The organism is Actinomadura meridiana (assembly GCF_039537545.1).
GTDB lineage: Bacteria > Actinomycetota > Actinomycetes > Streptosporangiales > Streptosporangiaceae > Spirillospora > Spirillospora meridiana.
The window spans coordinates 400,811-420,024 of sequence record NZ_BAABAS010000003.1 but is presented as its reverse complement, the minus strand read 5'-3'; the positions used below and the strand labels follow the sequence as shown (position 1 = coordinate 420,024).

The window sequence follows — 19,214 nt, the reverse complement described above, 5'->3', positions numbered from 1 at the left end:
AGGGTGGCTGCGCGTTCCGGGCCGTGGCGAGACCCGCCGACGCCACCCGTTCAGTGAAGACGTAGGCCGGTGACGACGAGGTCGACCATGCGGCGGGCGTCGTAGCGGGGGTCGGTGTCCGCGCCGATGCACAGGTTGCCGACCCCGCGCATCAGCTCGTAGGCGTCCATGTCGGCACGGATCTCACCCGCGCTCGCTGCGGCGTCCAAAAGGTGGGCGCAGACGGGGACGAGCCGATCGAGAAAGTGGGCGTGCAGGGTCTGGAAGGCCGCGTCGTCGGACCTCAGCGCCTCGGCGAGGCCGTGTTTGGTGACCAGGAAGTCGACGAAGAGGTTCATCCACCTCGCCAGGGCGTCGTGCGGTGTACCACTGTTCGCCAGCAGCGTCGGACCGGCCTCGGCGCATGCCTCGATCTGGTGTCGGTAGACGGCGACGATGAGATCCGCCCGCGTAGGGAAGTGCCGGTAAATCGTCCCGACACCGACTCCGGCCTTGGCCGCGATGTCGCGCACCGGCACATCGACGCCGGAGCGGACGAACGCCGCGGCGGCCGCGTCCAACAGCGCCTCCTGGTTACGCCGGGCATCGGCCCGCTTCCGCGGCGCTGAGCCCCCCGTCGCGCCACCTTTGTCGGCCACCACGCCCACCCTTCATCTCACCGACTTGCAAACGGAACGATGTTCCGTATCATGATTAGTGGAACGACGTTCCGCTTGGATCCAGGATGCCAGAACCAGTGCACCCAGACCAAGTCGCGCCCCGCCTCACCTCCCGAAGGAGAACTGACATGAGATACCGCACCTTGGGTCGTACCGGCGTGCAGGTCAGCGCACTCGCGCTCGGCGCGATGAACTTCGGCGGATTGGGACGCACCACCCAGGACGAGGTCACCGCCATGGTCGACGCCGCCTTGGAGGGCGGGATCAACCTGATCGACACCGCCGACATGTACAGCCGGGGCGAGTCCGAGGAGATGGTGGGGAAGGCCATCGTGGGCCGCCGCGACGACATCGTGCTGGCCACCAAGGCGGGTATGCCGATGGGCGACGACCGCAACCATCAGGGAAGCTCGCGCCGCTGGCTCGTCACCGAACTGGACAACAGCCTGCGCCGACTCGGTGTCGACCACGTCGACCTGTACCAGATCCATCGGTGGGACCCGAGGACGAGTGACGAGGAGACGCTGTCGACCCTGACCGACCTGCGGCGCGCGGGAAAGATCCGTTACTTCGGCTCCTCGACATTCCCGGCGTACCGCATCGTCCAGGCCCAGTGGTCCGCTCAGGAGAACCACCTGGGCCGTTACACCACCGAACAGCCCAGCTACTCGATCCTTCAGCGCGGAATTGAGTCCCACGTGCTCCCCGTGACCGAGCAGTACGGCCTCGGCGTACTGGTGTGGAGCCCGCTGGCCTCCGGCTGGCTGTCCGGCGCGATCCGTGAGGGTAAGGAGATCACCACGAGCCGCTCCACGTTCATGCCGGAACGTTTCGACGTCACCGTCTCGTCCAACCGGGCAAGGCTCGACGCCGTCGAACAACTGGCCCACGTCGCCTCCGAGGCCGGTCTGACGCTGATCCAGCTCGCCCTCGGCTTCGTCACCGCTCACCCGGCCGTGACCAGCGCGATCATCGGCCCCCGCACAATCGACCACCTCAACTCCCAACTAGCCGCCGCCGACACCGTGCTCACCCCCGACGTCCTGGACGCCATCGACGCGATCGTCGCCCCCGGCGTCGACCTAGCCCCACACGAGAAGCACGACACGCCCCCGGCCCTACTAGACGCAGCCCTACGACGCCGCTAGCCACCCGAACCAACTAACGACCTCCACCGTCAAGGCGCCCCGCCCGCCCGCGCAGTGGGCAAAAGCCGCTCAGGACCACCCCAACACCACGTCCGACATCCCCACCTCCGCGACGGCCGGACACACCGCCCACGCCCCGCCCAAAGCCCTTGGCAGCCCATCCGCGCCACCTCACCAACCCCTCCCGCACACACCGCCCGCCCCCCGCCCCGAGCCCGTGACAGCCCATCCGCACACACCGCGTCCGGCGACTGTCGTCGACGACGAGATTGCGGGACGCGACCCCTGGGCTCCTCGCTGTTGGTTCACGTCGGGAGGGGGCGCACATGGGGTGTGTTGCGCACGTGCCGCCTGCTGTGCCCGCAGTTCGCAACTTCTTGGCCCGAGCCCGTTGTGTCGTCGGGGTCGCAGTGTTCAGAAGCCGCGCGGGAGGGGTGGGTTGCGGCGTGCGGGCCACGTGCGGGTGCGGTGCGTTCCCTGGTGCGGTGGCCACGGATACCTATCCGCATTCAAGGGCGGGAGCACTGCTTGGTCATGCTGGCCGGAGGTGGGGGGCGTTGAGGTGGCCTGTGGTGGTGTGCTGGCCTGGCGGCGTAGCGATGAGTCTGGGCACGGCCGGGGTCAGTACTGGTGAGGATTCCGTGGGGACGAGAGGAAGGGGCCTGTTGTGGCGAGATTTGTGACTATCGGATACGGGGACCGAGACGGCTACGACCGTACTGACGCGGCGGTGCGGGACGAGGCGCATGCGCATGACGCTCGCCTGCTTGAGGGCGGGGCGGTGGTCGGTGTCGCTGGGGCGCCTGTGCAGGTGCGTAACCACGACGGTGCTGGTGTGACTGTGGAGAGTGGCTCCTTCATGTCGGCGGGCCTTCCAGTGGCTGGGTTCGGAATCATCGAAGCCGCGTCCCTTGAGGAGGCCGTCCAACTCGTGTCCAAGACCCCGTGCGCGGTTGCGCAGGGTGTGGTCGAGGTCTGGCCGTTGCAGGAGGCGCCGTAGACCGCGGGGGCACGACGCACAGGTGCTGGTTACGCGGCTTGTTGCTGTCCGGGCGCCGTCAGTGTTGCTGGGTCGAACTGGCGGTGACCGTGGAGGCGGTGTTTGTGTCAGGCCATGCGCCTCTCACTGGCTGCGATCGGCGTCGCCCGTGCCGTGGCTTGTGCGGGCGGCTTGGCCGTGGTGCCGTGGTGAGCTGGGGCGGCGTGGGGCCTGTTGTTTGCGCTGTGGGCTGCCGGGGTTGTGCCATCGGGGCGCGGGTGGTGGAGCGGGGGCCAAGGGGTGGGGTCAGCAGGGGACTTCGGCGGTGGGGACTACTTCGGAGGTGCAGTAGCGGCAGCGGATGGCCTTGATGGGGATCTCGCTGAGGCAGTGGGGGCATTCGCGTTCGGTGGCCGCCTTGCCGCGGTCCATGCGCTCGATGAGCTTGGTCGTGGGCAGGACGACCAGGAAGTACACGATGGAGGCCGTGATCACGAAGGCGATCGCGGAGGTCACGAAGATGCCGTAGGGGAACTGGGTTCCGCTGATCGTGACGGACAGGCGGGTGTAGTCGGGCTTGCCGCCGATCAGTGCGATCAGGGGAGTGATGAAGGAGTTCGCGAAGTCCTTCACCAGACCGGCGAAGGCGGCTCCTACGACGAACGCGACGGCGAGTTCGACGAGGTTTCCGCGGAGGAGGAACTTCTTGAATCCACCCATGTCTACTCCAGTGGGATCGGGGGTGCGCGGTCAGGGTCGCGCAGGAACGGCTACGGATCGTAATGAACTCTCCCTGGGTTCGCCAAGTCGGGACTTGCCGTGTGACGTGGGGAATTGTGGATCTTGGGGCTTGGGGGGTCAGCGGGCAGTGATCGTCAGGGTCAGGGGTGCGCCTGCTCCGGCAAGGGCCGCCGACTGTGTTCGGTCGGTCGCCAGGATCACCAGGGCGCCCTCCTGAGGACGGTTCTCGTTGGGGGACGGGACGGCGAGTACCGGTACGGAGGAGACCACCAGGCGGGTGTGGCTCTCGGGTTGTGGTGCGTCCAGTGGGGTGGGTGAGGTGGTTGTCAGGACGTCGATGTGGTCGCCTGGGTGGAGGAGGCGGACGGCGTCGGCGTCGGACATGCGGACGGGGGTGGCGACGGTGTCGGGGCCGTAGCCGCGTAGGAGGGCGGCGCCGACGATGCGGGCGTCGGTGAGGGGTTCGCCTTGGCGCATGGGGCCTGCCAGGACGCGGCCGGTGGCGTTGGAGCGTAGGACGCCCGAGGGGACGGAGGCGGGCGGGAGACCCACCCGGCGCAGGTCGGACGGGGTGAGGGTCGTTCCGGCGGGCAGGTCGTGGGCGGCGGTCAGGATCGGGATGGTGGGCGGTGCGGCGGGGTGCAGGGCCAGCAGGGCGAGCCCTACGGCGGCCGCGGCGAACAGTGCCGCCAGCGGCCGTCGCAGGGGCGGTAAGCCGCGCGTCACGGGAGCTCCAGGGGGAGCGTGATGTCGTCCAGGACGTTCGGGCACGGGCAGGAGCGGTCGGTGGGCAGGGCCGTGACCACGTCGGCGACGAGGGTGCGGAGGCGGCCGATGTTCTCGCCGAAGACGCGGAGGACCTCGTCCATGGTGACGCCCTCGCCCTCCTCGATGCCCGCGTCGAGGTCGGTGACGAGGCACAGCGGGGTGTAGCAGAGCGCCAGCTCTCGGGCGAGGACGGCCTCGGGATGGCCGGTCATCCCGATCAGCGTCCAGCCCTGGTCGGCGAACCATCGGGACTCGGCGCGGGTCGAGAAGCGCGGCCCCTCGATGACGACCAGAGTGCCGCGGTCGACGGGATCCCAGCCGGAGGCTCGGGCGGACGTCACGGCGATGCGGCGCCCCGCCGGGCAGTACGGGTCGGAGAAGGAGACATGGACGGCGGCGCCGTGGTCGTAGTAGGTCTGCTCCCGTCCGGACGTGCGGTCGGCGAGCTGGTCGGGCACGGCGAGCGTGCCGGGGCCGTGGTCGGGGGTGAGGGAGCCGACGGCGCTCGGGGCCAGCACCTGCCGGACGCCGAGGGACCGCAGCGCCCACAGGTTGGCCCGGTACGGGATCCGGTGCGGTGGGAAGCGGTGGTCGCGGCCGTGCCGGGGGACGAACGCGACGCGGCGGCCCGCCAGTTCGCCGACCGCGATGGTGTCGCTCGGGGGCCCGTACGGGGTGTTGACCCGCACCTCCTCGATGTCGTCGAGGAACGAGTAGAACCCGGAGCCTCCGATGACTCCGATCTCGGCCGTGGGCTGGGAACCGGAACGCTGAGTGGACATGGCGCCGACATTAGCCACCCCGCCGCCGCCCCCGACACAGCCTCCGCCGATTGTGGATAACTCACGGAGAAGGGGCCCGGCGCCAGGCCGAGCCCCCTCCCTTCCCCGTCCCGGCCGAAGCCGGGGTCCTGTCAGCCGACCGGGTCGAGCACCTTGGGGTCGGCGGACGGCTGTTCCCGCTTGGCGAGGCGTCCAGGCGCCCAGATCCGGCGGCCCAGATCGTGGGACAGGGCCGGTAGCAGCAGGGACCGGACGATGAGCGTGTCCAGCAGCACGCCGAACGCGACCGCGAAGCCCATTTCGACCATGAACACCAGCGGCAGCGTGACCATGGACGCGAACGTCGCCGCCAGCACCAGGCCCGCCGAGGTGATCACACCGCCGGTGACGGTGAGCCCACGCTGGATGCCGCGGCGCGTGCCGAGCAACTGCGATTCCTCCCGGACGCGGTGCATCAGGAAGATGTTGTAGTCGACACCGAGCGCGACCAGGAAGATGAACGCGAGCAGCGGGAATCCCGAGTCGGTGCCCTCGAAGTCGAAGACGTGCTCGAAGATCAGCGCGCAGGCGCCGAGCGAGGCGAGGAACGACAGCACCACGGTGCCCATCATCAGCAGCGGCGCGACGACGGCGCGCAGCAGCAGCATGAGGATCACGAACACCACGCCGAGGACGATCGGGATGATCACCTTGTTGTCGCGGGTGGAGGCCCGTTTGATGTCGAGGGACGTCGCGGTCATGCCGCCGACCTTGGCGTCCGCCGACGGGATGGCGTGCACGCCCGTCCGCAACCGGTCGATGGTCGCGCGTGCCGCCTGGCTGTCGGCCGAGTCCTTCAGCGTCGCCTCATACTTGACCTGGCCGTTCGCCGTGATCGGTGGACCGACCTCGGCGATGCCGGACGTGCCGCGGACGGTCTCCGCTATCCGGTCGGACGCCGAGGCCTTGCCGATGACGACGGCCGGGGCGCCCGATCCCGCGGCGAAGTGCCGGGAGATGATCTCGGAGCCCTTGATCGAGTCGGGCCGTCCGGTGAACTGCCCGGCGTCCGAGAGCCCGTCCGCCTTGAGTGAGCCCAGGCCGAGGGTGAGGACGATCAGGCCGAGCATGGTGGCGGCCCAGAGCGCGCGCGGGCGACGTCCCACCATGGCGGCGATTCGGCTCCAGATGCCGTGTTCGGCTTCGTACGCCTCCGGCTCCAGGTACTTCGCGTCGTACCGGGGGATCAGTGGCCAGAACAGCCAGCGGCCGAAGATGACGAGGAGCGCGGGCAGGAGGGTCGTCATAGCGGCGAGGGCCGTGATGACCCCTGCGGCGGCCACCGGACCCATTCCGGCAGTGGAGTTCATCTCGGCGAGCAGCAGGCACAGCAGTCCGACGGCGACGGTGGCGGCGGACGCGATGAGCGCCGGGCCCGCGCGGTGCAGCGCGTACGCCATGGCCTCGTGCCTGTCCTCGTGCCGATGGAGTTCCTCTCGATAACGCGCGACGAGCAGTAGCGCGTAGTCGGTGGCCACTCCGAAGACAAGAACGGTGAGGATTCCAGCGCTCTGACCGTTGACGGTGAGGTCTCCGTACTTGGCGAGCAGATACACCATCGATTGGGCGAGCCCCAGCGCGAAGACCGCGCTCAGTACGGGGACGAACCACAGAACCGGACTGCGGTAGATGATGAGCAGCAGCACGATGACCACGCTGCCTGCGGCCATGAGCAAGAAGCCGTCGATGGTGTCGAAGACCTTGAACTGGTCGGCGGCCATTCCTGCGGGTCCGGCGACGTGCGAGGTCAGTCCGGGAGGTCCGCGCTTGGCTATGTCGCGTGCCCCGTCTACGGCGCCGGTGAAGTCCTCATCCGTGAGGGGTACCAGCGTCTGGAGGGCCTTGCCGTCCTTGGACGGGAACGGTCCCTGCGCCTTCTGCGCGCCGGGCAGTTTCTGGAACCCGGGGATGTCCGCGGCGGCCTTCGCACGGTCCTGGGCGGTGATTCCGCCGGAACGCTCGTAGACGATGACCGCGACCATCATCTCGTCCTTGCGGAACTGCTTCTCCAGCTCGACGACCTGCGTCGACTCGGCTCCGCCGGGGAGCCAGGCCGCCGCGTCGTTCTCCTCGACGTCGCCGAGCTTGCCGGCCAGCGGCCCGAGGGCGAGCAGCAGGACGATCCAGAGGGCCAGGACGGCCCATTTGGTTCGCCGTCCGGCGATGAGTCCGGCCAAACGGTGTGTCCGTGACCTGGGGGGAGCCGGGCTCTGTTCGCTCATGTTCCTCTCCTGTGCATCCTGTCCCGCCGATCCGGGCATATCGAGATATGTCGCGTTGAGTAGAATCTCTCGATCGTCGAGACATGTCAAGTAGTATCGCGAAATTCGCGCTACTTGGGAGAGGATGCGTGCGAACCGTCCCCCGTCCCCTCAATCGTCCGGGAACGTGCCAGAGCGCGCCTCCAGCGTGAGGCGGGAACCTTGCTACACCGTGAGGGGCACGAGTGTCCGCGCGGCTACCTCTTGAGATGTAGAAGCCGCACGTGAACTGAACATCCGCGTATCGAGGGCATGCCAAAGACCGGAGGGTGCGCCTGCCGGTTCGTGGGTCCGGCGGGCGGTCTCCGGTCGGACGGGTGGTCCGTCTGAGGTCAGGCGACCTTTTCGGAGGACGAGGACGAACTGCCGGAGGACGAGGAGCCGCCACCAGACGAGTCGCCACCGGACGAGGTCGAAGACGACGACGAGGAAGAGGAGTCCGACTTGGACGACTCACTGCTCGACGACGAGGTCGTGGACGAGGCTCCCGACGTCGAACTCTTGCCGGAGCTACGACTGTCGGTGCGGTAGAACCCGGAACCCTTGAAGATGATCCCGGCCGCCGAGAAGACCTTGCGGAGCTTGCCCTCGCACGCCGGGCACTCGGTCAGCGCGTCGTCGCTGAACTTCTGCACGACCTCGAGAGGCTCGCCGCACTCGGTGCAAACGTACTGATACGTCGGCACGGTTCCTCCTCGCTGACTCAGCCCGGCGGTCCCGGACTGGCACTCAGTGTTAACGACTGCTAATGGTACCGATGCTTGGAACAGGAATCGCCCCCGGCCTGTTCCCACGGCCGATCATCACCCGATCACCGCCCGATCACCACTCGATGATCGGCCGTGGGCCAGGATGTCAGGTTCCGGTCTCTCCGAACCAGCCCGCCAGGCGACCCTTGCGGCTGACCGCGCGCAGACGGCGTTCGGTGGCGTCGCGTACGGCGGCAGTGGTCACGACCAGCAGGGTGTCACCCGCGTGCAAGGGCGTGGTGGGTTCCGGCACGAAGCTGGACCCGTTCCGCACAACGAGCGTGACGGACGCACCAGGCGGCAACCGAAGCTCGAAAATCTCGACGCCGCTCAGCATGGAGTCGGACGGTATCCGGACTTCCAGCAGGTCGGCGTGGAGTTCCTCCAACGGCGCCGCTTCCACGTCCAGTTCCCGGGTCTGCTGGTCGCTCTTCAACCGGCACAGGCGCGCGGCCAGCGGCAGCGTGGGGCCCTGGATGAGCGTGAACACCACGACGATGTTGAAGACGATCGCGAACAACCGACCCGCGCTCTCCACGTCCTGCACCATCGGGATGGTGGCGAGGACGATCGGGACGGCCCCACGCAGCCCCGCCCAAGACGCGAACATCTTCTCGCCCCACGACAGCTTGAACCCGATCGTGGAAAGCACGACCGACAGCGGGCGGGCGACCAGCAACAAGACAGATCCGATGACGAGCGCGGGCACGATCTGGCCAGGAAGCTCGCTGGGGGAGGCGAGCAAGCCCAGCATCACGAACAACCCGATCTGGGCGAGCCAGCCAATGCCTTCAGCGAAGCCACGTGTAGCGGGACGGTGCGGCAGCCGCGCGTTGCCTAGCACGACCGCACTGACATACACGGCGAGGAACCCACTGGAATGAAGCAGCGTCGCCGCGCCATAGGAGGCGACCGTCAACGACAGAACCGCGATGGAGTAGAGACCGGACGCGGGCAACGCGATGCGGCGCAGACCCTGTGCCCCGAGCCACCCGATCGCGATGCCGATGATCCCGCCCGCGACCAGCTCGTACACCATCACGCCAAGGAGTTCGGCGAGGTTGGGCGCGGCGGTGTGCGCGCTGAGCGTCACCACGATGATGACGACGGGCGCGTCGTTGAAGCCGGATTCGGCCTCCAGCAGCCCGCTCAGCCGCGACGGCAACGGCAGCCGTCGCAGTACCGAGAACACGGCCGCGGCGTCGGTCGGGGCGAGCACGGCGGCGAGCAGGAACGCGGGCCGCCAGTCCAGGCCGACCAGCCACATGGCGGCGCCCGCGACCACGCCGATGCTGATCAGCGTGCCGATTGTGGACACGCTGAGCGCCGCGGGCACCGAGGGCCGGACGTGCCGCCAGCTGGTGGTGACGCCGCCCTCGGCGAGGATCAGGACGAGGGCGGCCAGCCCGAGCGTCTCGGCGAGCTCGACGTCGTCGAAGCTGATGTGGGCGGGGCCGGACTCGCCGATGAGAAGGCCGAGGCCCATGTACGCCAGCAGGGTCGGCAGGCCGGCCTTGTGCGACAGCCTGACCGCGACGATGGCGCAGAGTACGAGCGTGGCCCCGAGGAGTAGCCAGATGTCGAGATGCACATCCCGCCCTTCGGGGTCGTCAAAGTTGATCTTTGAGGAATCCTACAGATTAAACGGTGGATCGTGTATTTACGGTTGAGTGACGGCATGTCGTAAAGGTCGGCTATCGCCGCCTGACCTGCGGATTTACCCCGTTCACCACGTTCCGCACGTCCTGCCCCAGTACGGCCGCGGTGACGTTGTCGCGGACCCTCACCACGAGTTCCAGCTGCGACTGGACGGACCCTCCCGCCGTGTGCGGTGAGAGCAGAACGTCCTCATGCGAACGCAGCGGATGGTCGAGCGGCAGTGGTTCCTCGTCGTAGACGTCTAGGGCCGCGCCTGCCAACCGTCCCGAATTGAGTACGTCCAGGACGGCGTCGTCAGGCGCGATGCCCCCGCGAGCCACGTTCACCAGCAAAGCGTTGTCCGGCAGTAGGGCGAGACGTTCGGGACCGATCAGACCCCTGGTTTCCGGTGTCAGCGGCAGAGCTAGGACGAGGATGTCCGACACGGCCATCAGGTCGTCCAACTTGCGGTACGTGGCGACGGCGTCCGGTCGCTTCCGCCTCGTCCAATACGACACCGTGCAGCCGAGCGCCGCGAACAACCGCGCCGTCTCAGAGCCGATCGAACCGAAACCCACGATGCCGACGCGCTGTGTGTGGATCTCCCGTGGCCCTCGCGCGACCATCTCCTGCTGCGGCCAGCCGCCCGCGCGAACGGCCCGGTCACCCCAGGCAAGGTTGCGGCACAGTGCGAGCGCAGCGCCGAGCGCCCATTCGGCGACGCCGCGCGCATTGAAGCCCGCCGCGTTGGCCACGGGCACGCCTGCCGCCGTGAGCGCGGCGACGTCGATGCTGTCCGTTCCGACCGCGGGCATCTGCACGAACGCCAACCGCGAGGCGGCGGCCACGGCCTGCGCGTCCAGCGCGAGCCGTCCCGCGAAGTCGGCGATCACGATGTCGGCCCCCGGGAGCGCGGCGAGCAGCCCGGCACGATCCCTGACCTGCGGGAACGTCACCTCCGCCGCGTCCCCGAGCGGAGCGAACAGCCCCTGGACGACGTCCTCCGCGATGGGCGGCAGGGACAGGATCCGCCACGGCTCCGTCATGCGAACCTCCCGATTCCGGACGATCTTGCCCTGCAACCCTACGAGGCCCGGCCGGACGGGCTCGTGCGCAGGTCACCGGACGGCCCGGGAGGCGCTCAGCCCAGCCGGACCAGCCCCTCGGACGGCGTCACGGCGGCCCGGACGCGCTGATCGTGCGGTTCGGCGGGGAGCGTCGGGACCAGCTCAGTGTCGTACAGCAGCGCTACGGTCAGAATCGCTGGTCCGACACGCGCGAGCGTCCGGTCGAAGGAGCCGCCGCCGCGCCCGAGCCGCGTCCCGGTCCGATCGGCGGCCAGGGCGGGGGCGAGGACGACGTCCGCGCTGGCCACGGCGCCCACCCCGCGTGGCGGCTCGGACGGCTCCAGGCACCCGCGCGACCCGGAGACCAGCGAGTCGGGGCCCTCGTAGGACGCCCAGTCCAGGTCGCCGTCCGGTAGCAGCAGGGGGAGGAGCACGTATGTGCCGCGTTTCCACAAGGCGAAGAGCAAGCCGCGCGTCTCCGGTTCGGTGTCGATCGAGACGTATGCCGCGACCGTCCCGGCCATCTCGATCTCCGGGACGGACAGCAGCGCGTCCCTGATCGAACGTCCCGCCGCGGCGCGGGCGGCGGGCGGCATTGTCGCACGTTCGGCGAGCAACTCGGCCCGCATGCTGGTCTTCGAGGTGATGTCGTGCACGCTGCTGTCCTCACGGATGGCTAGGGTCTGTACATGGCCGACTCTGCACCAGTGCTCAAGGCGGTCGTCCCGGCGGCGGGGCTCGGTACCCGATTCTTGCCCGCCACCAAGGCGACCCCCAAGGAAATGCTGCCCATCGTCGACAAACCGGCGATCCAGTACGTCGTCGAGGAGGCGGTCGACGCCGGCCTCAGCGACGTGTTGATGATTACTGGCCGCAGCAAACGGTCGATCGAGGACCATTTCGACCGAGCCTACGAGCTGGAGGAGGCCCTGCGCGCCAAGGGCGACGAGGAGCGCCTGAACGCCGTTCACGAGTCCAGTGACCTGGCGATCATGCACTATGTGCGGCAGGGCGAGCCGCGCGGGCTCGGGCACGCCGTGCACTGCGCCCGCCAGCACGTCGGCGACGAGCCGTTCGCGGTGCTGCTCGGCGACGACATGATCGACGCCCGCGACAACCTGCTGCGCCGCATGATCGAGGTGCGGCAGCGGCGCGGCGGCAGCGTGATCGCGCTGATGGAGGTCGAGCCCGACCAGGTCTCCGCCTACGGGTGCGCGGCCATCGATCCCACCGACGAGGACGACGTCGTCCAGATCTCCGACCTTGTCGAGAAGCCCGCCGTGGAGGAGGCGCCCAGCAACTGGATCATCATCGGCCGGTACGTCTGCGACCCGGCGGTGTTCGACGTCCTGGAGAAGACCCCGCCCGGGCGCGGCGGCGAGATCCAGTTGACCGACGCGCTGCGGACCCTCGCCGACATGCCCGCCGACCAGGGCGGCGGCGTCTACGGGATCAAGTTCCGCGGCCGCCGCTACGACACGGGCAACAAGCTCGAGTACCTGCGCACGGTCGTCCAGTTCGCCGCCGAACGCCCCGATCTGGCGCCGGAGTTCATCCCGTGGTTGCGCGAGTTCGTCCGCGAACAGGACGGCGCGAACGGGTGACGATGCGAACGGTCGACGAGCACCTGACGGAGATCCTCGGCAGCGTGGCACCGCTGCCGCCGCTCGACCTCGCGCTGCTGGAGGCGCAGGGCGCGGTGCTCGCCGAGGACGTGTCCGCGCCGGTGCCGTTGCCGCCGTTCGACAACTCCGCGATGGACGGTTACGCCGTCGTCGCGGCCGACATCGCGGGGGCCACCGAGGCTGGCCCGGTCACGCTGCCCGTCGTCGGCGACATCGTCGCCGGCGACACCGGCGTGTCCGCGATCCGCCCCGGGCTCACCGCCCGGATCATGACGGGCGCGCCCCTGCCCGCGGGCGCCGACGCGGTCATCCCGGTCGAGTGGACGGACGGCGGCCACGCCACCGTCCAGGTCAGGCGGGCCGCGCCGCCCGGCAACTACATCCGCCGCGCGGGCGAGGACGTGACCGCGGGCCAGGTCGTCGTCGACGCGGGCACCCGCCTCGGCGCCGCCCAGCTAGGCATGATCGCCGCGGTGGGACGAGCGAGGATCCCGGTCCGCCCCCGCCCGCGCGTCGTGGTCGTCGCCACGGGGGACGAACTGCGCGAGCCGGGCGAAACTCTCGCCCCGGGCCAGATCTGGGAGTCCAACGGCTACATGCTCACCGCCGCCGTCGTCGAGGCCGGGGGAGTGGGCTACCGGCAGGCCACCGTCGAGGACGAGCCCGGCAAGGTGCTGGAGATGCTCGAAGACCAACTCGCCCGCGCCGACGCCATCGTCACCACCGGCGGCGTCTCCATGGGCACCAAGGACGTCGTCAAGGAAGTGCTCAGCGGCACGGGGACGGTGGGTTTCCACAAGGTGCGGATGCGTCCGGGCAAGCCGCAAGGGTTCGGCCTCCTCGAAGGCACTCCTATTTTCACTCTCCCTGGGAACCCGGTGAGCGCCTACGTCTCGTTCCAGGTTTTCGTGCGTCCCGCCCTACGCGCCATGCAGGGCCTGACCCCAGACCCACTGCCGACGGTGAGCGCCGTACTGGCCGAGGACGTGAAGTCACCCGCAGGGCTCCGCCACTACCTGCGCGGCAAACTGTCACTCAATCGAGGCACCTACACGGTCTCGATGGCCGAAACGCAAGGTTCTCACCAGCTCCGCTCCCTGGCCTCGGCGAACGCACTGATCGAACTGGCGGAGGACGTGGAAACCCTCCCCGCCGGATCCCACGTGCAAGTCATGAGGCTGCCGTCATGAGCGCCACAGGCCCCGAGTTCACCCATCTGGACGACACAGGCGCCGCCCGCATGGTCGACGTGTCGTCGAAGGACGTCTCAACCCGCACGGCAACGGCAACAGGCTTCGTCCGCCTCTCACCCACCTGCGTCGCCCTACTGCGCGCAGGCGACATCCCCAAGGGCGACGCTCTTTCCGTCGCCCGTATAGCGGGCATCATGGGCGCGAAACGCGTCCCCGACCTGGTTCCGCTGTGCCACCCGATCGCGTTGCACGGCGTCACCGTCGACCTGGAGATCCAGGACGACGGTGTCGCGATCACCGCCGTCACCCGCACCGCCGACCGCACCGGAGTAGAGATGGAGGCGCTGACGTCCGTCAGCGTCGCGGCCCTGGCCCTGGTCGACATGATCAAGGCCGTCGATCCCGCCGCCGAGATCATCGGCGTCCGGGTCGAGGAGAAGACCGGCGGGAAGACGGGAACCTGGCGCAGATGATCAGAGCGATGGCCGTCACCGTCTCCAACCGCGCCGCCGCGGGCGTCTACGAGGACAAATCGGGCCCGGTCCTCGTCACCCTCCTCGAAGACCTCGGCTGCCAGGTCGACGGCCCAGTGGTGATCCCCGACGGCCCCCCGGTGACGGAGGTCCTGCGCGACGCGGTCGCGTCCGGCTACGACGTCGTCGTGACAACCGGCGGGACCGGCCTCACCCCCACCGACGAGACCCCCGAAATGACCCGTCAGGTGATCGAACGCGAGATGCCGGGCATATCCGAGGCCATCCGCCTGCGAGGCCAGGAAGCGGTGCCAACGGCGATCCTGTCCCGTGGCCTGGCCGGGGTCGCGTCCCGCACCCTGATCGTCAACCTGCCGGGCTCGACCGGCGGCGTCCGCGACGGCATGGCCGTTCTCGGCCGCGTCCTGACCCATGCCGTCGACCAGATCAAAGGCGGCGACCACCCCCGTCCCGCGCCCTGAACGCCGTCCACCTGGCCGTAACGAACGTCCCGCGTGCCCGATTTCTCGGGAACAATTGATGGCGTCCGGACGTCCGACCAGGGAATCATGGAAGCGTGGAACGTTTGCGGGGATGGCCTGTCACCCTGACCGAGGGACCAGTCGGGCTACGCCCGCTGCGGCACCGTGATGCCTCTGCCTGGCGTGAACTGCGGGTACGCAACGCGGACTGGCTCCGCCCCTGGGAACCCACCAACCCGGAGACGCCGCTTTTCCGCAGCGGACTCGGGCCCTACCTGAGCATGGTCCACATGATGCGCCGCGAGGCACGCCAGGGCCTCGCGCTTCCCTGGGTCGTCACCCACGAGGACCAGTTCGCCGGACAACTCACCATCGGCGCGATCGTCTGGGGCTCGGCACGCTCCGCCCAGATCGGCTACTGGATCGACAAGCAGGTCGCCGGACGCGGCGTCATTCCCACCGCCGTCGCCCTGGCCGTCGACCACTGTTTCTTCACTGTCGGCCTCCACCGGCTGGAAGCGAATATCCGCCCGGAGAACACCGCGAGCCGCCGGGTCGTCGAGAAACTCGGATTCCGGGAAGAAGGAATTCGCCGCCGCCATCTGCACATCGACGGCGCGTGGCGCGACCACATCTGCTACGCCCTGACCGTGGAGGACGTCCCCGGTGGCCTGCGCGCACGCTGGCTCACCGGACACAAACAGGCATTCCCCCGGCGCACTTGAGTCCGCCGTGACTTTCCCTCCGTAAGAATCCTGCGATCGAGAAGCCCTGGCAAACGGAGAGTAACGGCGAGATCGATCTCGCGACACACCGTCCCTTATGCTCGTCAACCTCTGACAGCCCCTCGTACCGTGCGGGACGTGACCCTGCTCCCATTGCACGTTCGCGCGCCGAAAGTCGGCCCGCCCGCGCAGCGTGCCCTCGGGCGGTGGGGCCGATGAGCAGCGCGGTCCTGTACCTCGCCATCGTGGCCGTCTGGGCCATCGTCCTCGTACCCATGTGGCTGCGTCGCGACACCGAGACGACCACCATCACCCGCCTCCTCCACAAGCGCTCCGACGAAGCCGAAGCCGAGGAGGAGGCCCCCGAGGAGCTCCCGGAGCCGCGACCCCGCCGCCGGACGACCCGCGCCACCGTGATCGCCCGTCGCCGCCGCCGCACCACCGGCCTCACGACCCTGGTCATCACCGCCGCGGTCGTCGTCGCGACCGGCCTCGTCCCCTGGTGGACGATCATGCCCCCGACCATCCTGCTGGCGGGCCACCTGGCCCTCCTCCGGGTCGCCGTCGGCATGGACACCGCCCGCCGCCTCGCCGCCGCCCACGCCCGCGCCGCCGAGGCCCACCACCACACCGCCGAAACAGTCGAAACAACCGAGCCCGCCGAGGTCATCGAACTCGTCCCCGCCGACGACGTCTTCGACCAGTACGCCGACGACCGCCGCGCCGTCGGCGAATAACCGGTGCGCGACCACCCCCCGATGTTTGCTAACCTTACGGAGTCCTCGGGGCTGTGGCGCAGTCCGGTAGCGCACCTCGTTCGCATCGAGGGGGCCAGGGGTTCAAATCCCCTCAGCTCCACCGAGAACACCCAGATCAGAGGCCGGTTCGGGAGAGATCCCAGACCGGCCTCCTGTCGTTGTGCGGGTCTCAACCTCTTTCGCTGAACTGGAGTTCAGAGGACGACGGTTACGGTGGCGTTCATACTCGCAAGGAGGCCGGTCGGGGGCGGCGATGGCGGCCTTGAGGCGGGTCACGTTGCTCTGGGAGAATTTGGTCTCCACCTGCAACTCGGTGGGCGTCTCCGGCCGGGGCCAGGGATCTGATGTCGGAGAATTAAGCATTGTCTTTGGTCAGGCCGCTTGCGGTGTGGTGTTTGGACGGTGCAGGCGTCGGGCTGTTGTTGGATCGAGGTGTGGCATGGAGGCGTTGTTGGACGGGAGGGCCGGGGTGGGCGTGACGGTGGACGAGGTTATGGAAGAACTGGGCGGGCTGGAAGAGACCAGAGTGCGGGAGGTGAATGAGAAGCATGGTGACGACCACGGGGTGAACCTTGGGAAGCTGCGGGCGCTTGCGAAGCAGTTGAAGACGCAGCAGGAGCTTGCATGTGGTTTGTGGGAGACGGGTGACAGTGCGGGGCGGTTGTTGGCGGTTCTGATTTGCCGTCCGAAGGTGTTCGGGCAGGACGAGCTGGACGGCATGTTGCGTGAGGCGCGCACACCGAAGGTGCACGACTGGCTTGTGAACTACGTGGTGAAGAAGAGCGCGCACTGCGAAGCGCTGCGTGCGCTCTGGATGCAGGATCCGGATCCGGTGGTCGCGAGTGCGGGGTGGGCGTTGACCGTCGACCGTGTCGCGAAGAAGCCCGAAGGGCTCGATCTGGTGGGCCTGCTCGATGTCATCGAGGCGGAGATGAAGGGTGCTCCGGATCGTTTGCAGTGGGCGATGAACCATTGTCTTGCGCAGATTGGGATTGAGCATCCTGAGCTTCGTGCCCGGGCGGTCGACATTGGTGAGCGCTTGGAGGTGCTCAAGGACTACCCGACTTCCCCGGGTTGCACGTCCCCGTTCGCGCCCACCTGGATTGCGGAGATGGTGCGGCGCCAGGCTCACTAGGCCGCGTGGATCGGGGTTGTGGACTAGAGGTAAGGGCGGGACGATCTCCAATTGTGACGGGGATTGAACAGGTGGGTCTGTCGGGGTGCTACGGGCCGATCGCCGCTGGTGGGACGGCCGGGCCGGTCTATGTGATGTGTGCGGCCGAGTCGGGGCCGGTTCTGTGTGCGCTGGACCTGGACGGGCGGTCGCTGTGGACGCGTCCGACGGGCACGGCCGGGGGCCAGATGCGGGTCGCGTCGGACGGTGGTGTCTGGTTGGCGGGGCAGGCCACCCTCGTTGAGACGGCGGCGAATGGTGCGCCGGGTCGGCTTGTGGAGTTGCCGTGTGGGGACGGTGAGCGGATCGGTGCGTTCGTTGTTCTTCCCGATGGGTTTCTGGTCGCATGGGCGAGCACTCCATACAACGGTGCGCGGGTGGAGCGTGTTGATGGGGCGGGTTCCAGGTGCTGGTCGGCCGAACTGCCCGATGTGAGGCTGTCTTACGAGGGCGTCATGGAGATGAGCGCGGCGAGCGGATGGCGGTCGGAACCCATGGCGCCGTGGCGTCCCGAGGTGTTCTCGCCCGAGCGTTGGGGCGGGCTGCTGGTTTCGGCGGATCGGGTGCTGGCCACCTATGTCGACTGGTCCAGCGGTATTGGCGTCGGCTTCTGCCTTGATCTGGGGAACGGTCGCCTGGTCTGGACGACTCCACCCCATCCGACTGGCGAGCGGGCGATCGCCGGGCCGGGCGCATTTCTGGTCGGCAGTCAGGGCTACGGCGCGTTCTCGACCCGCTGGTACGACCGGGACGGCGCGACAGTGGCGGAATGGCCCAGCCAGGGGCGTCTGCTGGTCAGCAGCCGAGGCAGGATCCGCGTCGTCGAGATGGACAATGATCTGTCTTCAGAACGAAGGATCCGGCGGTTGCACCGTGATGGCCGGATGACCGATGGCCCGCCCCTGCCCGGCTATTACACGGTGGGGCCGGTGCTCAGTGGTGATGGCAGGGCGGCGTTCTGGCGTGACGGCAAGCTTCAGATCGGTGACGTCGACTTGTCCGTCCGCACCGTGTGTGAAGGAGAAGGCGAGGGCGTCGAGCGAATGCTGTTGCTGGACGGCGGACGGTTGTTCTTCGTCCTGACGAATGACTGGGCCACGGGAGATGGACGCCTCGTCATGGTCGAAACCGATCTGCCCGCCCTGGACACCGGCGTGTGGCCCTGCGGCGAGAGCGATCCGCACGCCAACCCCGTCCGTTAGCGGCACCAGAGCCGAGGAAGCGTCAGCCGCACCGACGCCGCGGATCGACGATCACAAGATCCAACGCGATCAAGCCCCCGCGACCTGCCGTTTCACGCCGAAGCCGAGACCCGGGGGCGGTCAGTTGATGTGCAGGTCGCCGTGGACGTCGCGGAGCTGGATCATCTTGTCGGCGTGGCCGTTGAAGATGTTGACGACGCCGTCCTCGGTCGCGACCGCCTCCGTGTGGGCCTGGTTCCACAGTGTTTGCAGTTCGGAGCGGAAATCGGGGTCGTCGTCCAGGATGCGTTGGACGGTGCCCTGAAGGACCTCGGGCTCCTCGTCCGCGCGGGCGAGGGCCGCCTCGTCCGACGGGTGGCCGCGGAACCGTTCGCGGACGCGGCGGGAGAGTTCGGCGACGGCGGTGCGCACCGGTTCGCTCGCGACCTCGACGGCCCTGCCCGCCAGGGCGGTGGCAATGGCCACGGTCATTGGATCTGCCATTTTCTCAGTTCATCATGTCGGGGCGTCCCTGAACAGACGCTTGCCTTGTTACCGAGCGGACGGAGTGTTCACCACGGACGGTGATCGGTTCAGAAGGGACCGGGGTCGAGCCTCGTGAGGTCCGCCCCGGCCCTTTGCTACCGAATGGGAATCCACCAGTGGTGAATGATGCTCCGGTTTATATGCGAAAGCGTCGCCTGCGCGCTGCCGCGCTGGCGTAGCTCGAACTTCGTCAGCGCCCCGGGCCTCCCGGGGGCCGTGGCGCGCG

The 19,214-nt window shown here is 68.5% G+C and carries 20 protein-coding genes and 1 tRNA gene; 11 read left to right on the top strand and 10 right to left on the bottom strand.

The window, feature by feature from the left end; translation table 11 throughout:
* Positions 1–50: 50 nt before the first annotated feature.
* A complete protein-coding gene (locus ABD808_RS03420; RefSeq protein ID WP_425548879.1) occupies positions 51–638 on the bottom strand; it encodes a TetR/AcrR family transcriptional regulator in 588 nt (195 codons plus the stop codon).
* Positions 639–787: 149 nt separating this feature from the next.
* Here ABD808_RS03420 and ABD808_RS03415 point away from each other — a divergent pair, with 149 nt between their 5' ends.
* Positions 788–1,807, top strand: a complete 1,020-nt coding sequence (locus ABD808_RS03415; RefSeq protein WP_344889431.1) for an aldo/keto reductase — start codon at positions 788–790, stop codon at positions 1,805–1,807.
* Between the two features lie 667 nt (positions 1,808–2,474).
* Positions 2,475–2,807, top strand: coding sequence for a YciI family protein (locus tag ABD808_RS03410; RefSeq protein WP_344889428.1), 333 nt, complete (start codon positions 2,475–2,477; stop codon positions 2,805–2,807).
* 285 nt (positions 2,808–3,092) lie between these two features.
* Here the strand turns inward: ABD808_RS03410 and ABD808_RS03405 are convergent, their stop codons facing one another.
* The 8 genes from ABD808_RS03405 to ABD808_RS03370 form a co-directional block, all read right to left on the bottom strand.
* A complete protein-coding gene (locus ABD808_RS03405; protein ID WP_344889425.1) occupies positions 3,093–3,506 on the bottom strand; it encodes an MscL family protein in 414 nt (137 codons plus the stop codon).
* Positions 3,507–3,644: 138 nt separating this feature from the next.
* Positions 3,645–4,253, bottom strand: coding sequence for a Flp pilus assembly protein CpaB (gene cpaB / locus ABD808_RS03400; protein WP_344889422.1), 609 nt, complete (start codon positions 4,251–4,253; stop codon positions 3,645–3,647).
* Entirely contained in the window at positions 4,250–5,077 is an 828-nt protein-coding gene (locus ABD808_RS03395; RefSeq protein WP_344889419.1) for an S-methyl-5'-thioadenosine phosphorylase, read from the bottom strand. The genes cpaB and ABD808_RS03395 overlap by 4 nt, the downstream gene beginning before the upstream one ends.
* 131 nt (positions 5,078–5,208) lie before the next feature.
* Positions 5,209–7,338, bottom strand: coding sequence for an MMPL family transporter (locus ABD808_RS03390; RefSeq protein WP_344889416.1), 2,130 nt, complete (start codon positions 7,336–7,338; stop codon positions 5,209–5,211).
* Between the two features lie 371 nt (positions 7,339–7,709).
* Positions 7,710–8,063 (bottom strand): FmdB family zinc ribbon protein, encoded by a 354-nt coding sequence (locus ABD808_RS03385; protein WP_344889413.1) that lies wholly within the window; start codon positions 8,061–8,063, stop codon positions 7,710–7,712.
* A 169-nt stretch (positions 8,064–8,232) separates the two neighbouring features.
* The gene (locus ABD808_RS03380; protein WP_344889410.1) at positions 8,233–9,717 is read right to left on the bottom strand and encodes a potassium/proton antiporter; all 1,485 of its coding nucleotides are present in this window, start codon (positions 9,715–9,717) and stop codon (positions 8,233–8,235) included.
* Between the two features lie 103 nt (positions 9,718–9,820).
* The gene (locus ABD808_RS03375; protein ID WP_344889407.1) at positions 9,821–10,810 is read right to left on the bottom strand and encodes an NAD(P)-dependent oxidoreductase; all 990 of its coding nucleotides are present in this window, start codon (positions 10,808–10,810) and stop codon (positions 9,821–9,823) included.
* 95 nt (positions 10,811–10,905) lie between these two features.
* A complete protein-coding gene (locus ABD808_RS03370; protein ID WP_344889404.1) occupies positions 10,906–11,487 on the bottom strand; it encodes a 5-formyltetrahydrofolate cyclo-ligase in 582 nt (193 codons plus the stop codon).
* 33 nt (positions 11,488–11,520) lie between these two features.
* Here ABD808_RS03370 and galU point away from each other — a divergent pair, with 33 nt between their 5' ends.
* The 9 genes from galU to ABD808_RS03325 all read left to right on the top strand — a co-directional run bounded on the left by galU (position 11,521) and on the right by ABD808_RS03325 (position 18,463).
* Positions 11,521–12,435: a UTP--glucose-1-phosphate uridylyltransferase GalU gene (gene galU, locus ABD808_RS03365; RefSeq protein ID WP_344889401.1), complete on the top strand. Its 915-nt coding sequence runs from the start codon at positions 11,521–11,523 to the stop codon at positions 12,433–12,435.
* Positions 12,436–12,437: 2 nt separating this feature from the next.
* Entirely contained in the window at positions 12,438–13,646 is a 1,209-nt protein-coding gene (gene glp / locus ABD808_RS03360; RefSeq protein WP_344889579.1) for a molybdotransferase-like divisome protein Glp, read from the top strand.
* Positions 13,643–14,122, top strand: coding sequence for a cyclic pyranopterin monophosphate synthase MoaC (moaC, locus tag ABD808_RS03355; protein ID WP_344889398.1), 480 nt, complete (start codon positions 13,643–13,645; stop codon positions 14,120–14,122). The genes glp and moaC overlap by 4 nt, the downstream gene beginning before the upstream one ends.
* A complete protein-coding gene (locus tag ABD808_RS03350) occupies positions 14,119–14,604 on the top strand; it encodes a MogA/MoaB family molybdenum cofactor biosynthesis protein (protein ID WP_344889395.1) in 486 nt (161 codons plus the stop codon). Before moaC ends, ABD808_RS03350 begins: the two co-directional genes overlap by 4 nt.
* 95 nt (positions 14,605–14,699) lie before the next feature.
* Positions 14,700–15,329 carry a GNAT family N-acetyltransferase gene (locus tag ABD808_RS03345; protein ID WP_344889392.1) on the top strand — a complete coding sequence of 210 codons (630 nt, stop codon included), beginning with the start codon at positions 14,700–14,702 and terminating at the stop codon, positions 15,327–15,329.
* Between the two features lie 215 nt (positions 15,330–15,544).
* On the top strand, positions 15,545–16,066 hold the full coding sequence (gene sepX / locus ABD808_RS03340) for a divisome protein SepX/GlpR (RefSeq protein ID WP_344889389.1): 522 nt from the start codon (positions 15,545–15,547) through the stop codon (positions 16,064–16,066).
* 47 nt (positions 16,067–16,113) lie between these two features.
* Positions 16,114–16,187: transfer RNA gene (locus ABD808_RS03335), tRNA-Ala, on the top strand.
* A gap of 393 nt (positions 16,188–16,580) precedes the next feature.
* Positions 16,581–17,222 (top strand): DNA alkylation repair protein, encoded by a 642-nt coding sequence (locus ABD808_RS03330; RefSeq protein ID WP_344889577.1) that lies wholly within the window; start codon positions 16,581–16,583, stop codon positions 17,220–17,222.
* Positions 17,223–17,449: 227 nt separating this feature from the next.
* On the top strand, positions 17,450–18,463 hold the full coding sequence (locus ABD808_RS03325; protein ID WP_344889386.1) for a hypothetical protein: 1,014 nt from the start codon (positions 17,450–17,452) through the stop codon (positions 18,461–18,463).
* A gap of 120 nt (positions 18,464–18,583) precedes the next feature.
* On the opposite strand, the gene ABD808_RS03320 is transcribed toward ABD808_RS03325, so the two are convergent.
* Positions 18,584–18,934 (bottom strand): hypothetical protein, encoded by a 351-nt coding sequence (locus ABD808_RS03320; protein ID WP_344889383.1) that lies wholly within the window; start codon positions 18,932–18,934, stop codon positions 18,584–18,586.
* Positions 18,935–19,214 lie beyond the last annotated feature (280 nt).